The organism is Pelagibacterium halotolerans B2, from assembly GCF_000230555.1.
In the GTDB taxonomy this organism is placed as follows: Bacteria; Pseudomonadota; Alphaproteobacteria; order Rhizobiales; family Devosiaceae; genus Pelagibacterium; species Pelagibacterium halotolerans.
The window spans coordinates 1,037,597-1,053,387 of the sequence record NC_016078.1 but is presented as its reverse complement, the minus strand read 5'-3'; the positions used below and the strand labels follow the sequence as shown (position 1 = coordinate 1,053,387).

Here is a 15,791-nt window from a genome sequence, read left to right as displayed (position 1 = left end):
CTTTGAAAATTCTAGTCCCGGTCAAGCGGGTGCTCGACGCCAACATCACCGTGCGGGTGAAATCGGACGGCACGGGCGTCGATCTCGCCAACCAGAAAATGAGCATGAACCCGTTCGACGAAATCGCCGTCGAAGAGGCGATCAAGCTTAAGGAAGCGGGCATCGCGACCGAGATCGTCGCGGTTTCCATCGGCCCGGCGCAGGCCCAGGATACGCTGCGCACGGCGCTCGCCATGGGCGCAGACAGCGCCATTCTGGTCAAGACCGACGAAGCCGTCGAGCCGCTGGCGGTGGCCAAGATCCTCAAGACAATCGCCGAACAGCAAGGCCCCGATCTGGTCATCATGGGCAAGCAGGCCATCGACGACGATTCCAACCAGACCGCGCAGATGCTCTCGGCCCTGCTCGGCTGGCCGCAGGCGACGTTTGCCTCCAAGCTCGAGATCGCAGAGGGCAAGGCAACGGTAACGCGCGAGGTCGATGGGGGCCTTGAAACGCTCGAACTGAGCCTGCCCGCCGTAATCTCCACCGATCTGCGGCTCAATACGCCCCGTTACGCCTCACTGCCCAATGTGATGAAGGCCAAGAAAAAGCCGCTCGAGGAAATCGACGCAGCCAGCCTGGGCGTGGCGCTCGAGCCGACCCTGAAAATCGTTTCGACCGCCAAGCCGGCCGAGCGCAAGCCCGGTTCGATGGTGAGCTCGGTTGCCGAACTCGTTGAAAAGCTCAAGACGGAGGCCCGGGTGCTATGAGCATTCTCATCCTCGCAGAACACGACAATTCCACCCTCGCCGTCGCGACCGCCAAGGCGATTGCCGCCGCGCAAGAGATCGGTGGCGATATCGATGTGCTGGTTGCCGGGTCCGGCTGCGGCGCGGTGGCCGATGCCGCGGCAAAGCTCGATGGGGTCGCAAAGGTTCTTCTGGCCGACGCCGACGCCTATGGGCACCAGTTGGCCGAGCCTGTGTCCGAACTGCTGGTCCATCTGGCCGGCAATTACAGCCATATCGTTGCCGCCGCGACCACATCGGGCAAGAACGTGATGCCTCGCGTCGCGGCGCTGCTCGATGTGATGCAGGTTTCCGACATCACCGCTGTGGTCTCGCCCAAATCCTTCGAGCGTCCCGTTTATGCCGGCGCGGCGATCCAGACCGTAGAGGCCACGGCCGACAAGATCGTCGTCACCGTACGCGCCTCGGCATTCGACGCCGTGGGTGACGGCGGCTCGGCCCCTGTCGAAGCCGTTGATTTTGCCCCCTCGGCGCCGAAGGTGAAATTTGTTTCGCGCGATACGCCGGTCAGCGCCGGGCCGGAACTGGCCAATGCGCGGATCGTTGTTTCGGGCGGACGGGCGCTGGGCTCGGAAGAAAAGTTCAACGAAATCATCAAGCCGCTGGCCGACAAGCTCGGCGCCGCCATGGGCGCCTCCCGCGCCGCCGTGGACGCGGGCTATGCCCCCAATGACTGGCAGGTGGGCCAGACCGGCAAGGTGGTCGCCCCCGATCTCTATATCGCCGTGGGCATTTCCGGGGCGATCCAGCACCTTGCGGGGATGAAGAATTCCAAAATCATCGTCGCCATCGACAAGGACCCCGAAGCCCCGATCTTTTCGGTGGCCGATTACGGGCTTGTCGGCGACCTTTTCGAACTGGTCCCGGAGCTGACCAGCTCGCTCTAGACACCCCATCCTGGTGTCGGGGGCGGCGCCATAGCGCTGCCCCTTTCTTGTTTATTCCACGGTGATCGGGGAGCGTCCCAGCACCGACTGGTTGGCAACATCGAGAAAGCGCACCTCGTAGGTGCCCGGCTCGTCGGGGATGGTCAGTTTGGTCGCCTTCTCGCTGCTCGCGGACTGCGCCTCGATCCAGGCGAAATCGGCCTGATCGGCCCGCGCGAGAGAGATGCGCGCGCCCTCGACGTCCGCGGTCCAGGTGACCAGGATCGTTTCACCCGGCGCTGCCGAAGAGGGCACATCGAGACCGGCACCGAAATCGATGGCGCTGCCCTCTTCGAGCACTTCAACCGGGGTTGAGGCCATGGTGACGCCGCCCTGATCGAGCACATAGCGAACTTCGTAAAGCCCCGGGTCGGCCGGCGCCGTAAGCTCCTGCTCGGAGGCGTCCCTGACGCGCTGGTAATCGCCGTAGCTTCCTTCCTCAGCCCCTGCGGGAACAATCGTCACATAGTCGTTGCCGTTGATCGCGCCGGTATAGCCCACCGCGAAACGCTCATTGGCGATCACCACGGTGGGGGCCGAAACGCTCACATCGCCTGCCACGACCTCGACCGGGGTCGACGCCATCGTGCGCCCGCCCTCGTCGAGCACGTAGCGCACTTCGTAGAGGCCCGGGTCGGCGGGGGCGGTCAACTCCTGCTCGGACGCATCGCGCACGCGCTGGTAGTCGGTATAGCTGCCTTCCTCGGCGCCAGCGGGAACGATGGTGACATAGTCATTGCCATTGACGGCCCCGGTGTAGCTGACGGTGAACCGCGAGCCGATGGTGACCGTTTCGGGCGCCGAAACCGTCGTCTCGCCTTCGACCACTTCGATGGGCGTCGAGGCCAGGGTCCGCGCGCCCTCATCGAGCACATAGCGCACTTCATAAAGACCCGGATCGGCGGGGGCGGTCAACTCCTGCTCGGATACATCGCGCACGCGCTGATAATCCATATAGCTGCCCTCATCGGCGCCAGCGGGAACGATGGTGACATAGTCGTTTGCATTGACCGAACCCGTGTAGCCCACCGTGAAGCGCGCGCCCACAGTCACCGTCTTGGGTGCGGAAACCGTGGTTTGCGGTTCGACAACCTCGATCGGTGTGGAGGCCATCGTCCGCGCGCCCTCGTCGAGCACGTAGCGGACTTCATAAAGGCCCGCGTCGGCGGGGGCGGTCAACTCCTGCTCGGATACATCGCGCACGCGCTGATAATCCATATAGCTGCCCTCGTCGGCGCCGACCGATACGATGGTGACATAATCGGAGCCATCGACGGCGCCGGTATAGTTCACCGTAAACCGTGCCCCGGTGGTGACCGTTTGCGGCGCGGAGACGGTGATTTCGGCATCGATCACCTCGACCGGGGCCGAGCCGGCGGTTTCTCCGGTTTCCTCGAATACGTAGCGGACTTCGTAAAGTCCGGGCTCGGCGGGCGCCCTCAATTCCTGCTCGGAATCGTCGCGCACGCGCTGATAATTGGCATAGCTGCCCTCCTCGGCTCCGACCGGAACGATGGTGACATAATCGCTTGGCTCGAGCGTCGGCGCCCAGCTCACGGGGAACCGCATGCCGACCGTTACACTGGCCGGTGCCTTGATATCGACCTGGGCGAGCTCGGGCTCGGGTTCCGGTTCGGGCGCAGGCTCGGGTTCGGGGGCCTCATCGATCACCTGCTTGACCGCGTTGAGCGCGTCGGCCAGTTCGCCGGCGTTGGACGCCGGCACGAAAATGCCGCCGGTGTTTTCCGCGATGCAGGAAAGCTGGGCGTATTCCTCGGAGGCCACGTCGAAGCCGATGACGTGCGTGGTAAACGCGATGCCGCGTTCCTCGAGATGGCTGGCCAGTGCGCAGGGGTCGGCCTCGCAGTTCTCGATGCCGTCCGAGATCAGAACGACCGTCGCGGGATTTTCGAGATAGACAAGCTCCTCGGCGGCGTGTTCGACGGCAGCGGAAAGCGGCGTGCGGCCCAAGGGGTTTATGGCGTTGACCGCATCGACAAAACTGGCCCGTGAAATCGGCTGCGGCGCGATGACGGTTTCGATGTCGCCGCAATCGCCCTCGCGGCGGTGTCCATAGGCCACGAGCCCCAGATTTGTGTCGTCGGACCATTGATCGACGAGGTCACCCATGACGTCGCGAGCAATCTCGATCTTGGTGACGCCATCGATCTGGCCCCACATGGAGCCCGAAGCGTCGTAAACCACCATGACGTCCTGGCCGCTGGCCGGAGCAGAGCCCAACCCCATGGCCAGAATGGCCGCCACTGCATAAGCGGGTATGCGTATCATCGTCGTCCCCTTGCCCGAAGCGAAGCTATCGCAATACAGCGGCCAGGATAATGCAAGACAAAGCCAGACCGGGCCGCGGGCGCAGTAAACGCAATTTTTATACTTCTGACAATCGGCGGCCCATCGATCGGGCGTCATCACAAGCAGTCGAGCCGCGACAACAATCGTTAACCAATAGTTGACGACCTCCGACGGGTAGGCGTACGATGATCGGGTGCTAGCTAAAGCCTTGACTGCTGACGCTATTACGCCAGCCAAACATCGCAAGGGAGAGAGCTAGTCATTCCAGGCTTTGGAGGAGGCCTCTCATGATGGGAACCCGGAAGTTACTTGGCTTTTTGGCAATCGCTGCCTCGTCGGCTTCACTTTTGTCGATGCAGACGGCGATGGCCCAGGACAACCCGATCGACAGCCTGACGCCGGTCACGGATGAAATGCTGGCCGATCCGCCCGACGGCGACTGGCTGATGTGGCGACGGACCTATGACGGCTGGGGGTACAGCCCCCTCGACGAGATCAACAAGGACAATGTGGGCGATCTGCAACTGGCCTGGGCCTGGGGCATGTCGCCGGGCGGGCGCTCTCAGGAAACCCCGCTTGTCCATGACGGTATTTTGTACCTGCAGAATTCGAGCCACCTCATCCAGGCCCTCGATGGCGCCACGGGCGATCTGATCTGGGAGTATGAATACGAGCTTCCCGATGACGTGAACCCCAGCGGCGAGCGCTCCAAGGCGATCTACGACGACAAGCTGATCATCGCCACCCGCGATGCCCATCTGATTGCGCTGGACGCCAAGACCGGCCAGTTGATCTGGGACAAGCAGGTCGCGAACTACGAGCACGGCTTCGCTTTTTCGAGCGGACCCATCGTGGCGAACGGCGTCGTCGTCCAGGGCATGACCTCGTGCAGCAATGCCCAGCCCGGCGGCTGCTTCTTTACCGGGCACGACGTGGATACCGGCGAGGAATTGTGGCGCGTCCACACCATCGCCCGCGGCGATACGCCCGAGGGCAATAGCTGGAACGGCCTCCCGCTGGAGAGCCGCCACGGCGCATCGGCCTGGATCACCGGCTCTTACGACCCCGAGCAGAACCTGATCTTTGCCGGCGTCGGACAGCCCTATCCGTGGAACGTCGAGATCGCGGGGCTGACGCCCCCCAGTTCCGACCCCAATGTCACCAACGAGGCGCTCTATACCAACTCCACACTTGCCATCGATGTGACGACAGGTGAGCTCGAATGGTACCACCAATACCTGGAGACCGACTCTCTGGACCTCGATTACGCCTATGAGCGCATCCTGGTCGACCTGCCGTTCAACGGCGAGATGCGGCAACAGGTGGTGACGACCGGAAAGATCGGCATCATAGAGTCCCTCGACCGCACGACGGGGGAATGGTTGTGGGCTCAGGAGACCGCACCGCAGAATGTGGTGCTTTCGATCGATCCCGACACCGGCGAGAAGGAGATCAATCCCGAGGTCATTCCGGTCATCGGTGAAACCACCTTCAACTGCCCGGCCGACCCGGGCGCCAAGGCCTGGCAGGCCACGGCTTACAGCCCGCGGACAGAGACCCTGTATCTGCCAACCGTGGAGTTCTGCTCGAACACCACAGTCAACCCGCTCGATCCGGGCGAGATCTATACCGGCGGCGGTTTGCAGACCTTTGCTCGCGTGCCGCATCCCGATGGTGACGGCAATATCGGCCAGGTCCGTGCCATCAACCTGACAGACCAGTCTGAGGTCTGGCAGTATCGGCAATATGCGCCGATCACCAGCTCGACCCTGCCCACGGCAGGCGGCGTGGTGTTCGTGGGCAGCCTTGACCGCAAGTTCATGGCCCTGGACGACGAGACCGGCGAAGTGCTGTGGGAGAGCGGGCCTTTGAGCAATTCGCTCGAATCCTTCCCCATCAGCTACGAAGCGGGCGGCAAGCAATATGTTGCCGTTGTCGCCAACTGGGCCTCGGGTCTGGGCCGCCTGGCCTCGCTGACCCCGGACATCCGGCTGCCGGCGGACAATCCGGCAACGCTTTATGTGTTTGCGCTTCCCGACTGACAGGAAGGTGTAATCTGAGAAGCGGGGCGGGCACGGAAATTTCCGGTCCGCCCCGCCTCTCTTAAGGAGGCCCGGTTTCGAAACTGCCTGTTCTCCACACCGATCGCTTCCCCGGCGAGAGGGAGGGCGATCCGTACTAAGGAAGCTCGAACTTGCCTATTGCTTTGCGCTCGACATTACCGTTTTTGTTCTCGGCGCTGGCCATGCTCGCAACGAGCACCGCCCCCGCGCAGCAACCCGAATTCTACGAAGTGCCGTTTGCGCCGGGCCAGTGGAACATCGGCCGCCCGCTCGATGCCTCCCATTTCCGCTACTGCGTCGACCAGCGCGATCCCGATTGGGAGATGGCGAGCGATATCGCCGATGCCATAGCTGCGGGATTGCTGCTCGAGCCGCAGCGCCATGTGCTGCAAAGCGACATCGTTCGCGAGGACATCACGAGGATCTACCAGACCCTGCTCGAACATTGCGACGTGCAGATGGGCTTCAAGCTCATCCCCGGAGGACTGCCCGAATGGGTCATCGCCACCCGGCCCTATTACGAGGCGCAATATGTCTTTGTGACCACCGATCCGTCCATTGAGACCCTGGGCGACATGGACCCTTCGCGCAAGATCGGCGCGACGATGGGCACATCGGCCCATCTGCAATTGTTCACCTATGTCTCGACGCTGGCGCCCGACGAGCGCTGGCCGGTGTTTCCCATGGGCACAAACGAGCTGTCCATCGCCTCGCTGCTCAACGGCACCGTTGACGTGGCGCTGGTCTGGGCTCCCAGCCTGTGGGCCACCGAGCGCGATGATCCCGACGGCACCCAATTCCACATCGTCGACCCCCGCCCCGTGCAGCCATCCACCCTCGGGGTTGGCGGATTGCTGCTGGCGGAAAACACCTATCTGCGCACCGCCATCGACGAGGCGATTGCCGCGCTGACCGCGGACGGCACGATCGGTGCCATCCTCGAGGAATACGATTTCGCGGCTATACCCGCCCGGTAATCGGCCAGCGCGGTGCGCTCACTTCTCGACAATTAGATTGTTGAGTGCCGCCATATCCGAGGGCAGCGGTTCGCTGCCGGCCGGAAAACCGTTTTCCTGGAGAATATAGGCCATAAGGTCGGCATAGACCTCGGGGGTATAACGCCCCGGCGCGTTGGGGGGCATGAGCGAACTCATGAACACGAACATCGCCGAAGCCGGTGCGCCATTGGCAAATTTCTGTTCGAACGACAGCCCGCGCAGGGGTGGCCCGCCGATCAGCCCACCGCGCAGATCGTCGCCGTGACAATCCTCGCAGTCCCGGGCAAATCTGTCCTCGCCCCGATCAGCCTGTTCCGAGGTGTAATGAACCGGCGCGGGGCCGGCCTCGTCCTGCGCATAGACGTATGCCGGAAGCGACAGACCGGCCGTGACGAGCCCAGCGGCCAACATCAGCGTGGCGGCGGGGCTGTGGATAGTGAGACCCATGATTTCCTCCCTTGCAGACCGGCTGCCGCTGAGGCCAATCGGGAGAAGGCATCTTCAGGCGGAGCGAGATGGTCCTTGCCCGCTTAGCAAAGCCGACACGCATGGCAATTGCAAGTGCAATATGTCTCGGGGCTCGCCGGCCGCCGTTCAAAGCGCGAGAGGCTGTGCGCCGAGCCGCGACACCGCGCGGGCGCCCGCCGCAATGGCGGCGCTCATGGCGGCAGCGGGGGCCTCTCCGCGCAGATCGGCGGCGAGAAACCCGGCAAGAAACGCATCCCCCGCACCTGTGGTATCGACCATTTCGACGGCCTGGGCGGGCATGGCCAGCGTTTCCCCGCCCCTGGCTGCGTAGATCGCGCCCTCCCGCCCGCGCTTGAGCACCACGCGCGGGAAGATATCGAGCAGCGCGGCGATCTGATGGGCCGGATCGGTCCGGCCGGTCAACAGTTCGGCCTCATCGGCATTGGGGAAGATGATTTCGGCATCGGCGGCCCAGCCGAGGAAATTGTCGTAGCCCGCCTCTGCAAGAAAGCCCGTGGAGGCCGGATCGATGCTGACCGGAATGTTTGCGGCCCTTGCGCGTGCGGCCAGCGCCATCACGGCGGCGCGGGGCTTGGGTTCGAAAAGGGCGTAGCCCGAGACGTGCAGGCGATCCATTCCGTCGAGCAGGTCGAAGGGCAGGTCGGTTTCGCCAAGATGGGCGTTGGCGCCGCGATCGGTGAGAAAGCTGCGCTCGCCATCGGTATCGACAAGGCAGATCAGCGTGCCGGTGGGGTTGGCCTCGTCGCCCGAAAGATGGGCAGCCACCCCCTGCCCTTCGAAATGGCGGGTAAGCCGAACGACATCGCCGGCTCCCACGCGGGCCGCGAAATGGGCGTCGGCGCCCATCGCCGCCAGCCATACGGCCTGATTGGCCCCCGACCCGCCCGGCATCTGGCGAATGGTCGCGGGCGTATCGGTGCCGCGCGCGACGGGCCCTTGCGGCACGACGACAATATCGGTGATGACGTCGCCGACAACCAGAATACGGCCGGTCATGGTCAGGCGCGCTTGGCGAGGGCGGCCGCAATCTGTGCGGCAACCCTGGCGTTGTTCTTGACCAGGGCGATATTGGCGACCAGCGATTTGCCGTCGGTCAATTCGAAAATGCGATTGAGCAGATAGGGTGTCAAATCCTTGCGGGTCACGCCCCCGCGTTCGGCATCGGCAATGGCGGCGGCGATCCTGCCATTGATTTCGTCGGCATCGAGCGCGTCGGCCTCGGGGATCGGATTTGCGACAAGAACCCCGCCGGGCATATCCAGCGCCGCCTGGGCGGCGATCAGAGCGGCGACCTCATCGGGCGTATCGAGGCGATAGTCGACGCCATGTCCGCTCTCGCGGGCGAAAAAGGCCGGGAAGGCGTCGGTGCCATAACCGATCACCGGAACGCCATTGGATTCAAGCACTTCGAGGGTTTTGGGAATGTCGAGAATCGACTTGGCACCCGCGCAGACCACAGCGACCGGGGTTTGCGACAGTTCGGTGAGATCGGCGGAGATGTCGAATGTGGATTCGGCCCCGCGATGCACGCCGCCGATCCCGCCGGTGGCGAACACCTTGATGCCGGCCATTGCCGCGATCTGCATCGTGGTCGCGACGGTGGTTCCGGCGGTCAGGCCCTTGACCAGAATCGCCGCGAGATCGCGCCGGGACGCCTTGGCGGCTTTAAGGCCGGTCCTGGCCAGCTCCTCGAGCGTTTCCCCCGCCACACCCACATGGCATTTGCCGCCCATCACCGCGATGGTGGCGGGAACCGCGCCATTGTCACGCACCACCTGCTCGACGGCGAGCGCCGTTTCAAGGTTTTGCGGATAGGGCATGCCGTGGGTAATGATCGTGGATTCGAGCGCCACGACAGGCTGGCCATCGGCCAGCGCGTATTTGATCTCGGGCGAGATTTCGAGGAAGTCGGACATGAAAGGACCTTATGCGTTTGCGCGATGCAAACCACAGGTCGCGTTCATGCGCAAGCGGCTGTGGTGCGCCCTTCTTACCTCACCCCCTAAGGGAGAGGTGGCGGCGACTACCTGCGCGGCAGGGTCGCGACGAAATCGGCGTAATCGCCGATCCTCACCTTTTCGAGCAGGGTTGAGAGGTCGTCGAGGGGATTGAGTGCATAGTCGACGCGCACGTCGATGGCCGGATAGGGCTGGTCGGAATAGGTCTTTATGGCCGCCGACTGGATGCCGCGCGCATCGCCGCCCGCCACGTCGCCCGCGGTCAGCGCCGCGAGCAGGCGCAATTCGAGCGGCCCGCCGGCGCGGGAAAACGCCTCGGCCATGGCCGGGACGACATCGGTATTGCCCAGGAGGTTTCCGGCGATGGCGAGATCGGTTTGAAGATGCAGGCCCACGGCATCGGACAAACCGTTGCCGCTCCATCCCGCCGTTGCGCCGGTTCGATCCATGACGATCACTTGCCGCCGGTCGCGCTCGGGATCGGCGGTCGTCAGCGCATAGACCACCGCCTCTGCCCCCTGCCCGGCCTGCAGCGCCGCCAGCCCGTCATGGGCATAGAGCGGATTGGTATAGCCCTGGGTCGCCAGCGCCCCCACCCCGGCCCGAGCGTGCGGCACGAGCGAACCCACCGCCGGGCCGCCGGTCGCGGTTGCGACACCGAATGCTCCGGTCGTGCGGTCATGGGCGAGGATTGAGAAGGTCATGGGCAAGGTTTCTCCCTTGAGTAAATTTATAGCGATAAATGTATTGCCATGTCCATTTATGCTGATAAATTTAATTCCAGACCAGCGCCTCCAAGGCAAGCTCTGGGGGCCAAGTCAGAACCGAAAAAGGTTCATCCACTGGTTTACCGCGCATCCAGTGCGCCAAAGGAGAGGTTATCATGAAGAAGCTTTTAGCCGGGGCCGCAATCGCCGTGCTGATGGCCGCATCGCCGGCTCTCGCCCAGACCCCGCCCAACGTCCTGATCGTCGGCCAGATCGCCGAGCCGCAGACGCTCGATCCGCAGGTTTCGACCGCCGCCAACGATTTCCGCATCCTGACCAATGTTTTCGAGGGCCTCGTGCGCTTTGCCGAAGGCACGCTGGAGGTCGAGCCGGCGCTGGCGACGGACTGGACCATTTCCGATGACGGGCTGGTCTATACCTTCAATCTGCGCGACGACGTGACCTTCCACGATGGCACCCCGTTCAACGCCGAGGCGGTCAAGTTCACCTTCGATCGCATGCTCGATGAAAACCACCCCTATTACGAAACCGGCCCCTTCCCGCTTTCGTTCAACTTCGCCGACGTGACCTCGGTGGAGGTGCTTGACGATTACACGGTCGAATTTACCCTCGGCACCCCGTTCGCCCCGTTCATGACCAATCTCGCCACCAATACGGGCGTCATCGTCTCCCCGACCGCCGTCGCCGAACATGGCGAGGATTTCGGCCGCAATCCGGTGGGCACCGGCCCGTTCAAGTTCGAGGAATGGCAGTCCAACACCCGGGTCGTCGTATCGCGCAATGATGACTATTGGGGCGAGCCGGCCGGCATGGAAACCGTCGTCTTCCGCCCGATCACAGACGCCAATACCCGCGTTGCCGAAATGCTTTCGGGCGGCATCGACATCATGGTGGAAGTGCCCCCCGACAATGTATCGATGTTCGCCGAGGACCCGAGCTTTACGGTTTACGACGCCGTCGGTCCGCACACATGGTACGTGATGCTCAACGCCAAGGAAGGCCCGTTCGCCGATCCGCTGGTGCGCCAGGCGGCCAATTACGCGGTCAACAAGGAAACGCTGGTCAACGACGTGCTTTCGGGCACCGCCGATGTTTCCGCCGGCCCCATCCCCCCGGCCTTCGCCTGGGCCTATAACGACAGCGTCGAGCCCTACCCCTACGATCCGGAAATGGCGCAGCAGCTTCTCGAAGAGTCCGGGGTCGAAGACCTTTCGGTCACCTTCTATGTCACCGAGGGCGGCTCGGGCATGCTCGATCCCATCCCGATGGGCACGGCGATCCAGGCCGATCTCGAAGCCGTCGGGTTCGACGTGGAGATCGAGACCTATGAGTGGAACACCTTCCTTGCCAATGTGAACCCGGGCCTCGAGGGCAAGGCGGACATGGCCGAAATGGCCTGGATGACCACCGATCCCGACACCCTCCCCTTCCTCACCCTGCGCACCGCCGCATGGCCGGAAGAAGGCGGGTTCAATTCGAGCTATTATTCCAATGTCGATGTCGACGAAATGCTCGATCAGGCCCGCATGGAAACCGATCCGGAGGTCCGCGCCGCGCTCTATCGCGACGTCCAGCAGGTCGTCCATGACGATGCGCCCTGGATCTTCGTCGCCAACTGGAAGCAGAACGCTGTGTCCACCGCCAATGTGCAGGGGTTCGAGCTCCAGCCGGACTTCAACCTGCTGTTGCGCGGCGTGACCAAGCAGTAGCGGCTTTGGGGGTGGGGCTGCCGGCCAGGCGCTTGCGGCCCTGCCCCACCGCTCGCCCACCCACCAATGTCATCCCGGGCGAAGACCCGGGACCCAGTAAACGGCAGACTTCGTGCTAATCCACAAGCGCTGCCGCGTACTGGACCCCGGCTCAAGGCCGGGGTGACCAAGGGGGTAGGCTGCCCGGCCCCAGGTTTTGCCGGGGAGCAAGGCGGGATGACCCCGCCGCAAAAGAGGAAACGCAGACATGCCCGGCTATATCCTCAAACGTCTCGTCTCGGCCATTCCCGTCATCATCGGGCTGTCGGTGATCGTGTTCGGCATCATGGCGCTGATCCCCGGCGATCCGGCATTGGCCATTCTGGGCTCCTATGCGACCCCGGAAAACGTCGCCCGCATCAATCGCGAGCTGGGTCTCGACCGCCCGGTCTGGGAGCAGTATTTCGTCTGGGTCGGCAATATGGCGCAGGGCGATTTCGGGCGCTCGTTTATCCTCAACCGCCCGGTGATCGATGAGGTGCTCGAACGGTTCGGTGCAACGCTGATCCTGGCCGGCGCTTCGCTCGTCCTGTGCTCGATCCTTGGCATCTTCGCCGGGGTGGTTTCCGCCGTGCGCCAGTTCGGCTGGACCGATCGGATCGTCACCTTCTTTGTCCTGATCGGCATTTCCACCCCCGCCTTCTGGCTGGGGCTGATCTTTATCCTGCTGTTCGCCGTGCAATGGCGCGTACTGCCCGCTTCGGGCATGTACGCTGTCTATGGCGGCGGCGACCTGCCCGACCTTCTGATCCATCTGATCCTGCCCGCAACCACGCTGGCCATCGTGGCGACCGGCGTCATCGCGCGCTTGACCCGCGCGGCCATGCTCGAAGTGCTGCGTCAGGATTTCGTGCGCACCGCCCGCGCCAAGGGGCTCAACGAGCGCGCGGTGATCTACCGCCACGCCTTCAAGGCGGCGCTGGTGTCGATCATTCCGGTCATCGGCATTCAGGCCGGGTTCGTCATGGGCGGCGCGGTCTATATCGAGACCGTGTTCCAGTGGCCCGGTATCGGGGCGATGCTGGTAAACGCCATTTCGACCCGCGACATCCTTCTGGTGCAGGGCGGCGTGCTGGTGGTTGCCGTCACTTACGTGCTCATCAACCTTCTCGCCGACGTGGCGCAGGCCATTCTGGACCCGAGGCTCAAGACATGACCCAGGCAATCGCGACCGCAGACAACGCGCCTTCGTCGGCCCGCCTTTCAAGCTGGAGCCTTTTGCTCAACAACCGGCTGGCGGCGGGCGGGCTCGTCGTCCTCGCCCTGATCGGGGCCATGGCGCTGCTCGCGCCCTGGCTGCCCATCCCCAATCCCGACACCACCCTGCCCGCCAACCGGCTGCAGCCGGTCTTTTCGGACGGGCATTTTCTGGGCACCGACCATCTTGGCCGCGATATTCTTTCCCGTCTCATCTGGGGCTCGCGGGTCTCCATCGCCGTGGGCCTTTCGGCCACGCTGATCGCGGCGCTGATCGGCTCGCTGATCGGGCTGGTTTCGGGCTACGCGCGCGGGGTCACCGACAACATATTGATGCGCGGCATCGATATGCTGATGGCCTTTCCCTATATCCTCTTGGCGCTGGCCATCGTCGCCGTGCTCGGCCCGGGCCTGCTCAACGCGCTCTACGCCATCGCCGTCGTCAATATCCCGTTCTTTGCCCGTAACGTGCGCGGCATCACCGTGGGGCTGGCCAGCCGCGAATTTGTCGATGCGGCCCGGCTTTCGGGCAAATCGCACGCGGCGATCCTGTTTTCCGAAGTGCTGCCCAACGTCCTGCCGGTCATCGTCATCACCATGTCGACCACCGTGGGCTGGATGATCCTTGAAACGGCGGGGCTATCGTTCCTCGGTCTCGGCGCGCAACCGCCCCAGTCCGATCTGGGCTCCATGCTCGGCGAAGGCCGCCGTCTCTTGTTCAACGCGCCCCATGTTTCGATCATTCCCGGGCTGATGATCTTTGCCATCGTCATGAGCATCAACCTGCTCGGCGACGGCGTGCGCGACGTGCTCGATCCGCGCCTGCGGGCCGGCGATCTCACCCGCCCGCTTTCGGTGACGCGGATCGAGCGCAAAAAAACCGCCGAACCGCAGGACAAGGCCACCTCTGTTCTGGACGTCCGCAATCTCGAAACCAGCTTCCAGCGCGGCCGCGCCACGATCCCGGCGGTCAGGAACATCTCCTTTTCGCTCGACAAGGGCGAGTGCATGGGGCTGATCGGGGAGTCGGGGTCGGGCAAGTCCGTCACCGCCCTGTCGCTGCTCGGGCTTGTCGCCTCTCCCCCCGGCATCATCACCGGGGGTTCGGTTGCCATCGAGGGCGAGGATGTGTTCTCTCGGTCCGAAAGCGGCATCAGGGCGCTGCGCGGTTCCAAGGTCGCCTATGTGTTTCAGGACCCGCTGACCACGCTGCATCCGCTCTACAGGGTGGGCGAGCAGATCGCCGAAGCCATCACCACACACCAGCCTGTCGGCAAGAGCGAAGCGAGACAGCGCGCCATCGCATTGATGGAACAGGTGGGCATTCGCGATGCCGCCGAACGGGTCGATGCCTTCCCGCACGAAATGAGCGGCGGGCAACGCCAGCGCATCGGCATTGCCATGGCGCTGGCCAACGATCCCGACATCATCATCGCCGACGAACCGACAACGGCGCTGGACGTGACCGTGCAGGCGAAAATCCTTGAACTGCTGCAAAAACTGCGCCGCGAACGCGGCATGGCGCTGCTGCTTATCACCCATGATTTCGGCGTCGTTGCCGAAGTGTGCGACCGCGTCGCCGTGATGAAGGACGGCGCGATCGTTGAAAGCGGCAAGACGCTCGATGTGCTGCGTGATCCCCGGCACGACTACACCAAAAAGCTCATCGCCTGCGTGCCCGAACTGGGCAAGGGCAGGGATTTCCTCGCCACCGTCCGTCCCCTGTTTGCGGAGGGCAAGCCATGAGCAATGCCATCGTCGTCAAGGACCTGACCAAGACCTTCGGGGGCAACCGGACCCTGTTCGGCGGCAAGAGCCACGAGGTTCAGGCCGTAAAGGGTGTGACGTTCGAGCTGAAGCAAGGGGAAACGCTGGCCATCGTGGGCGAAAGCGGATCGGGTAAATCGACAATCGCGCGCATGCTGGTCGGGCTCGAAACACCGACCTCGGGCAGCGTCGAAATCGGCGGCAAAGCCTACGACGCTCTGCGGTCGGAAGGTTCGCGCGCCTTCGGGCAGATGATCCAGTATGTGTTTCAGGATCCCGTCGCTTCTCTGAATCCGCGCAAGACGATAGACAGGATTCTTGACGTGCCGCTCAATCTTTTGCGCGGCTATGATGGCGAAAAACGCAAGGCGCGAAAGCGCGACCTGCTCGACGCGGTGCAGATGCCCAAGGACACGCTGGAGCGCTATCCGCACGAATTTTCCGGCGGCCAGGCCCAGCGTATCGCCATAGCTCGCGCTCTGGCGGCGGAAGCGAAAATCATGGTTCTGGACGAACCCGTCTCGGCGCTCGATGTTTCGGTGCAGGCGCAGGTGCTCTTGCTGCTCGACGATCTGAAACGCGAGTTCGGGCTCTCCTATCTCTTCATCAGCCACGATCTGGCGGTCGTGGAATCGGTGTCGGACCGGGTCGCGGTCATGTATCTGGGCGAGATGGTGGAACTGGGCACCGCCGAGAAACTGTTTGCCGCGCCGGGCCACGACTATACAAGGGAGTTGATCGCCAGCGCCCCCAAGCTGGCCGCAGCAGCCCAGTAAGATGTTCCCGACAATCGCCATATCCCCAATCATCCCATCC

At 63.5% G+C, this 15,791-nt stretch carries 13 protein-coding genes; 8 read left to right on the top strand and 5 right to left on the bottom strand.

Annotated features, from left to right (window positions below):
* Window positions 1–2: 2 nt before the first annotated feature.
* Together KKY_RS05195 and KKY_RS05190 are read left to right on the top strand one after the other, a co-directional pair.
* The gene (locus tag KKY_RS05195; RefSeq protein ID WP_014130258.1) at window positions 3–752 is read left to right on the top strand and encodes an electron transfer flavoprotein subunit beta/FixA family protein; all 750 of its coding nucleotides are present in this window, start codon (window positions 3–5) and stop codon (window positions 750–752) included.
* Complete coding sequence (locus KKY_RS05190) at window positions 749–1,678, top strand: electron transfer flavoprotein subunit alpha/FixB family protein (RefSeq protein WP_014130257.1); 930 nt, start codon at window positions 749–751, stop codon at window positions 1,676–1,678. The genes KKY_RS05195 and KKY_RS05190 overlap by 4 nt, the downstream gene beginning before the upstream one ends.
* Window positions 1,679–1,729: 51 nt before the next feature.
* Here KKY_RS05190 and KKY_RS05185 read toward each other — a convergent pair whose 3' ends face one another.
* The gene (locus tag KKY_RS05185; protein ID WP_014130256.1) at window positions 1,730–4,006 is read right to left on the bottom strand and encodes a VWA domain-containing protein; all 2,277 of its coding nucleotides are present in this window, start codon (window positions 4,004–4,006) and stop codon (window positions 1,730–1,732) included.
* A 308-nt stretch (window positions 4,007–4,314) separates the two neighbouring features.
* Between KKY_RS05185 and KKY_RS05180 the strand changes: the two genes are divergently transcribed.
* Window positions 4,315–6,069: a pyrroloquinoline quinone-dependent dehydrogenase gene (locus KKY_RS05180; RefSeq protein WP_014130255.1), complete on the top strand. Its 1,755-nt coding sequence runs from the start codon at window positions 4,315–4,317 to the stop codon at window positions 6,067–6,069.
* A 152-nt stretch (window positions 6,070–6,221) separates the two neighbouring features.
* Entirely contained in the window at window positions 6,222–7,067 is an 846-nt protein-coding gene (locus KKY_RS19465; protein WP_014130254.1) for a substrate-binding periplasmic protein, read from the top strand.
* Window positions 7,068–7,085: 18 nt separating this feature from the next.
* Here KKY_RS19465 and KKY_RS05165 read toward each other — a convergent pair whose 3' ends face one another.
* The 4 genes from KKY_RS05165 to KKY_RS05150 form a co-directional block, all read right to left on the bottom strand.
* Window positions 7,086–7,535: a c-type cytochrome gene (locus KKY_RS05165; RefSeq protein WP_014130253.1), complete on the bottom strand. Its 450-nt coding sequence runs from the start codon at window positions 7,533–7,535 to the stop codon at window positions 7,086–7,088.
* Between the two features lie 147 nt (window positions 7,536–7,682).
* A complete protein-coding gene (locus KKY_RS05160; RefSeq protein ID WP_014130252.1) occupies window positions 7,683–8,573 on the bottom strand; it encodes a carbohydrate kinase family protein in 891 nt (296 codons plus the stop codon).
* Window positions 8,574–8,575: 2 nt separating this feature from the next.
* Window positions 8,576–9,493: a pseudouridine-5'-phosphate glycosidase gene (locus tag KKY_RS05155; protein ID WP_014130251.1), complete on the bottom strand. Its 918-nt coding sequence runs from the start codon at window positions 9,491–9,493 to the stop codon at window positions 8,576–8,578.
* Between the two features lie 107 nt (window positions 9,494–9,600).
* Window positions 9,601–10,239 (bottom strand): DUF1028 domain-containing protein, encoded by a 639-nt coding sequence (locus KKY_RS05150; protein WP_014130250.1) that lies wholly within the window; start codon window positions 10,237–10,239, stop codon window positions 9,601–9,603.
* Between the two features lie 179 nt (window positions 10,240–10,418).
* Here KKY_RS05150 and KKY_RS05145 point away from each other — a divergent pair, with 179 nt between their 5' ends.
* The 4 genes from KKY_RS05145 to KKY_RS05130 all read left to right on the top strand — a co-directional run bounded on the left by KKY_RS05145 (window position 10,419) and on the right by KKY_RS05130 (window position 15,751).
* On the top strand, window positions 10,419–11,972 hold the full coding sequence (locus KKY_RS05145; protein ID WP_014130249.1) for an ABC transporter substrate-binding protein: 1,554 nt from the start codon (window positions 10,419–10,421) through the stop codon (window positions 11,970–11,972).
* Window positions 11,973–12,219: 247 nt separating this feature from the next.
* The gene (locus KKY_RS05140; protein ID WP_014130248.1) at window positions 12,220–13,167 is read left to right on the top strand and encodes an ABC transporter permease; all 948 of its coding nucleotides are present in this window, start codon (window positions 12,220–12,222) and stop codon (window positions 13,165–13,167) included.
* Complete coding sequence (locus KKY_RS05135; RefSeq protein ID WP_014130247.1) at window positions 13,164–14,954, top strand: dipeptide/oligopeptide/nickel ABC transporter permease/ATP-binding protein; 1,791 nt, start codon at window positions 13,164–13,166, stop codon at window positions 14,952–14,954. Before KKY_RS05140 ends, KKY_RS05135 begins: the two co-directional genes overlap by 4 nt.
* Window positions 14,951–15,751, top strand: coding sequence for an ATP-binding cassette domain-containing protein (locus KKY_RS05130; protein ID WP_014130246.1), 801 nt, complete (start codon window positions 14,951–14,953; stop codon window positions 15,749–15,751). Before KKY_RS05135 ends, KKY_RS05130 begins: the two co-directional genes overlap by 4 nt.
* Window positions 15,752–15,791 lie beyond the last annotated feature (40 nt).

Excerpts from the sequence above, each read along its gene's own strand:
- KKY_RS05140 (WP_014130248.1), top strand. The coding sequence starts at position 12,220 with ATGCCCGGCTATATCCTCAAACGTCTCGTCTCGGCCATTCCCGTCATC.
- KKY_RS05185 (WP_014130256.1), bottom strand. The coding sequence starts at position 4,006 with ATGATACGCATACCCGCTTATGCAGTGGCGGCCATTCTGGCCATGGGG.
- KKY_RS05165 (WP_014130253.1), bottom strand. The coding sequence starts at position 7,535 with ATGGGTCTCACTATCCACAGCCCCGCCGCCACGCTGATGTTGGCCGCT.
- KKY_RS05130 (WP_014130246.1), top strand. The coding sequence starts at position 14,951 with ATGAGCAATGCCATCGTCGTCAAGGACCTGACCAAGACCTTCGGGGGC.
- KKY_RS05190 (WP_014130257.1), top strand. The coding sequence starts at position 749 with ATGAGCATTCTCATCCTCGCAGAACACGACAATTCCACCCTCGCCGTC.
- KKY_RS05160 (WP_014130252.1), bottom strand. The coding sequence starts at position 8,573 with ATGACCGGCCGTATTCTGGTTGTCGGCGACGTCATCACCGATATTGTC.
- KKY_RS05155 (WP_014130251.1), bottom strand. The coding sequence starts at position 9,493 with ATGTCCGACTTCCTCGAAATCTCGCCCGAGATCAAATACGCGCTGGCC.
- KKY_RS05135 (WP_014130247.1), top strand. The coding sequence starts at position 13,164 with ATGACCCAGGCAATCGCGACCGCAGACAACGCGCCTTCGTCGGCCCGC.
- KKY_RS05145 (WP_014130249.1), top strand. The coding sequence starts at position 10,419 with ATGAAGAAGCTTTTAGCCGGGGCCGCAATCGCCGTGCTGATGGCCGCA.
- KKY_RS05150 (WP_014130250.1), bottom strand. The coding sequence starts at position 10,239 with ATGACCTTCTCAATCCTCGCCCATGACCGCACGACCGGAGCATTCGGT.
- KKY_RS05180 (WP_014130255.1), top strand. The coding sequence starts at position 4,315 with ATGATGGGAACCCGGAAGTTACTTGGCTTTTTGGCAATCGCTGCCTCG.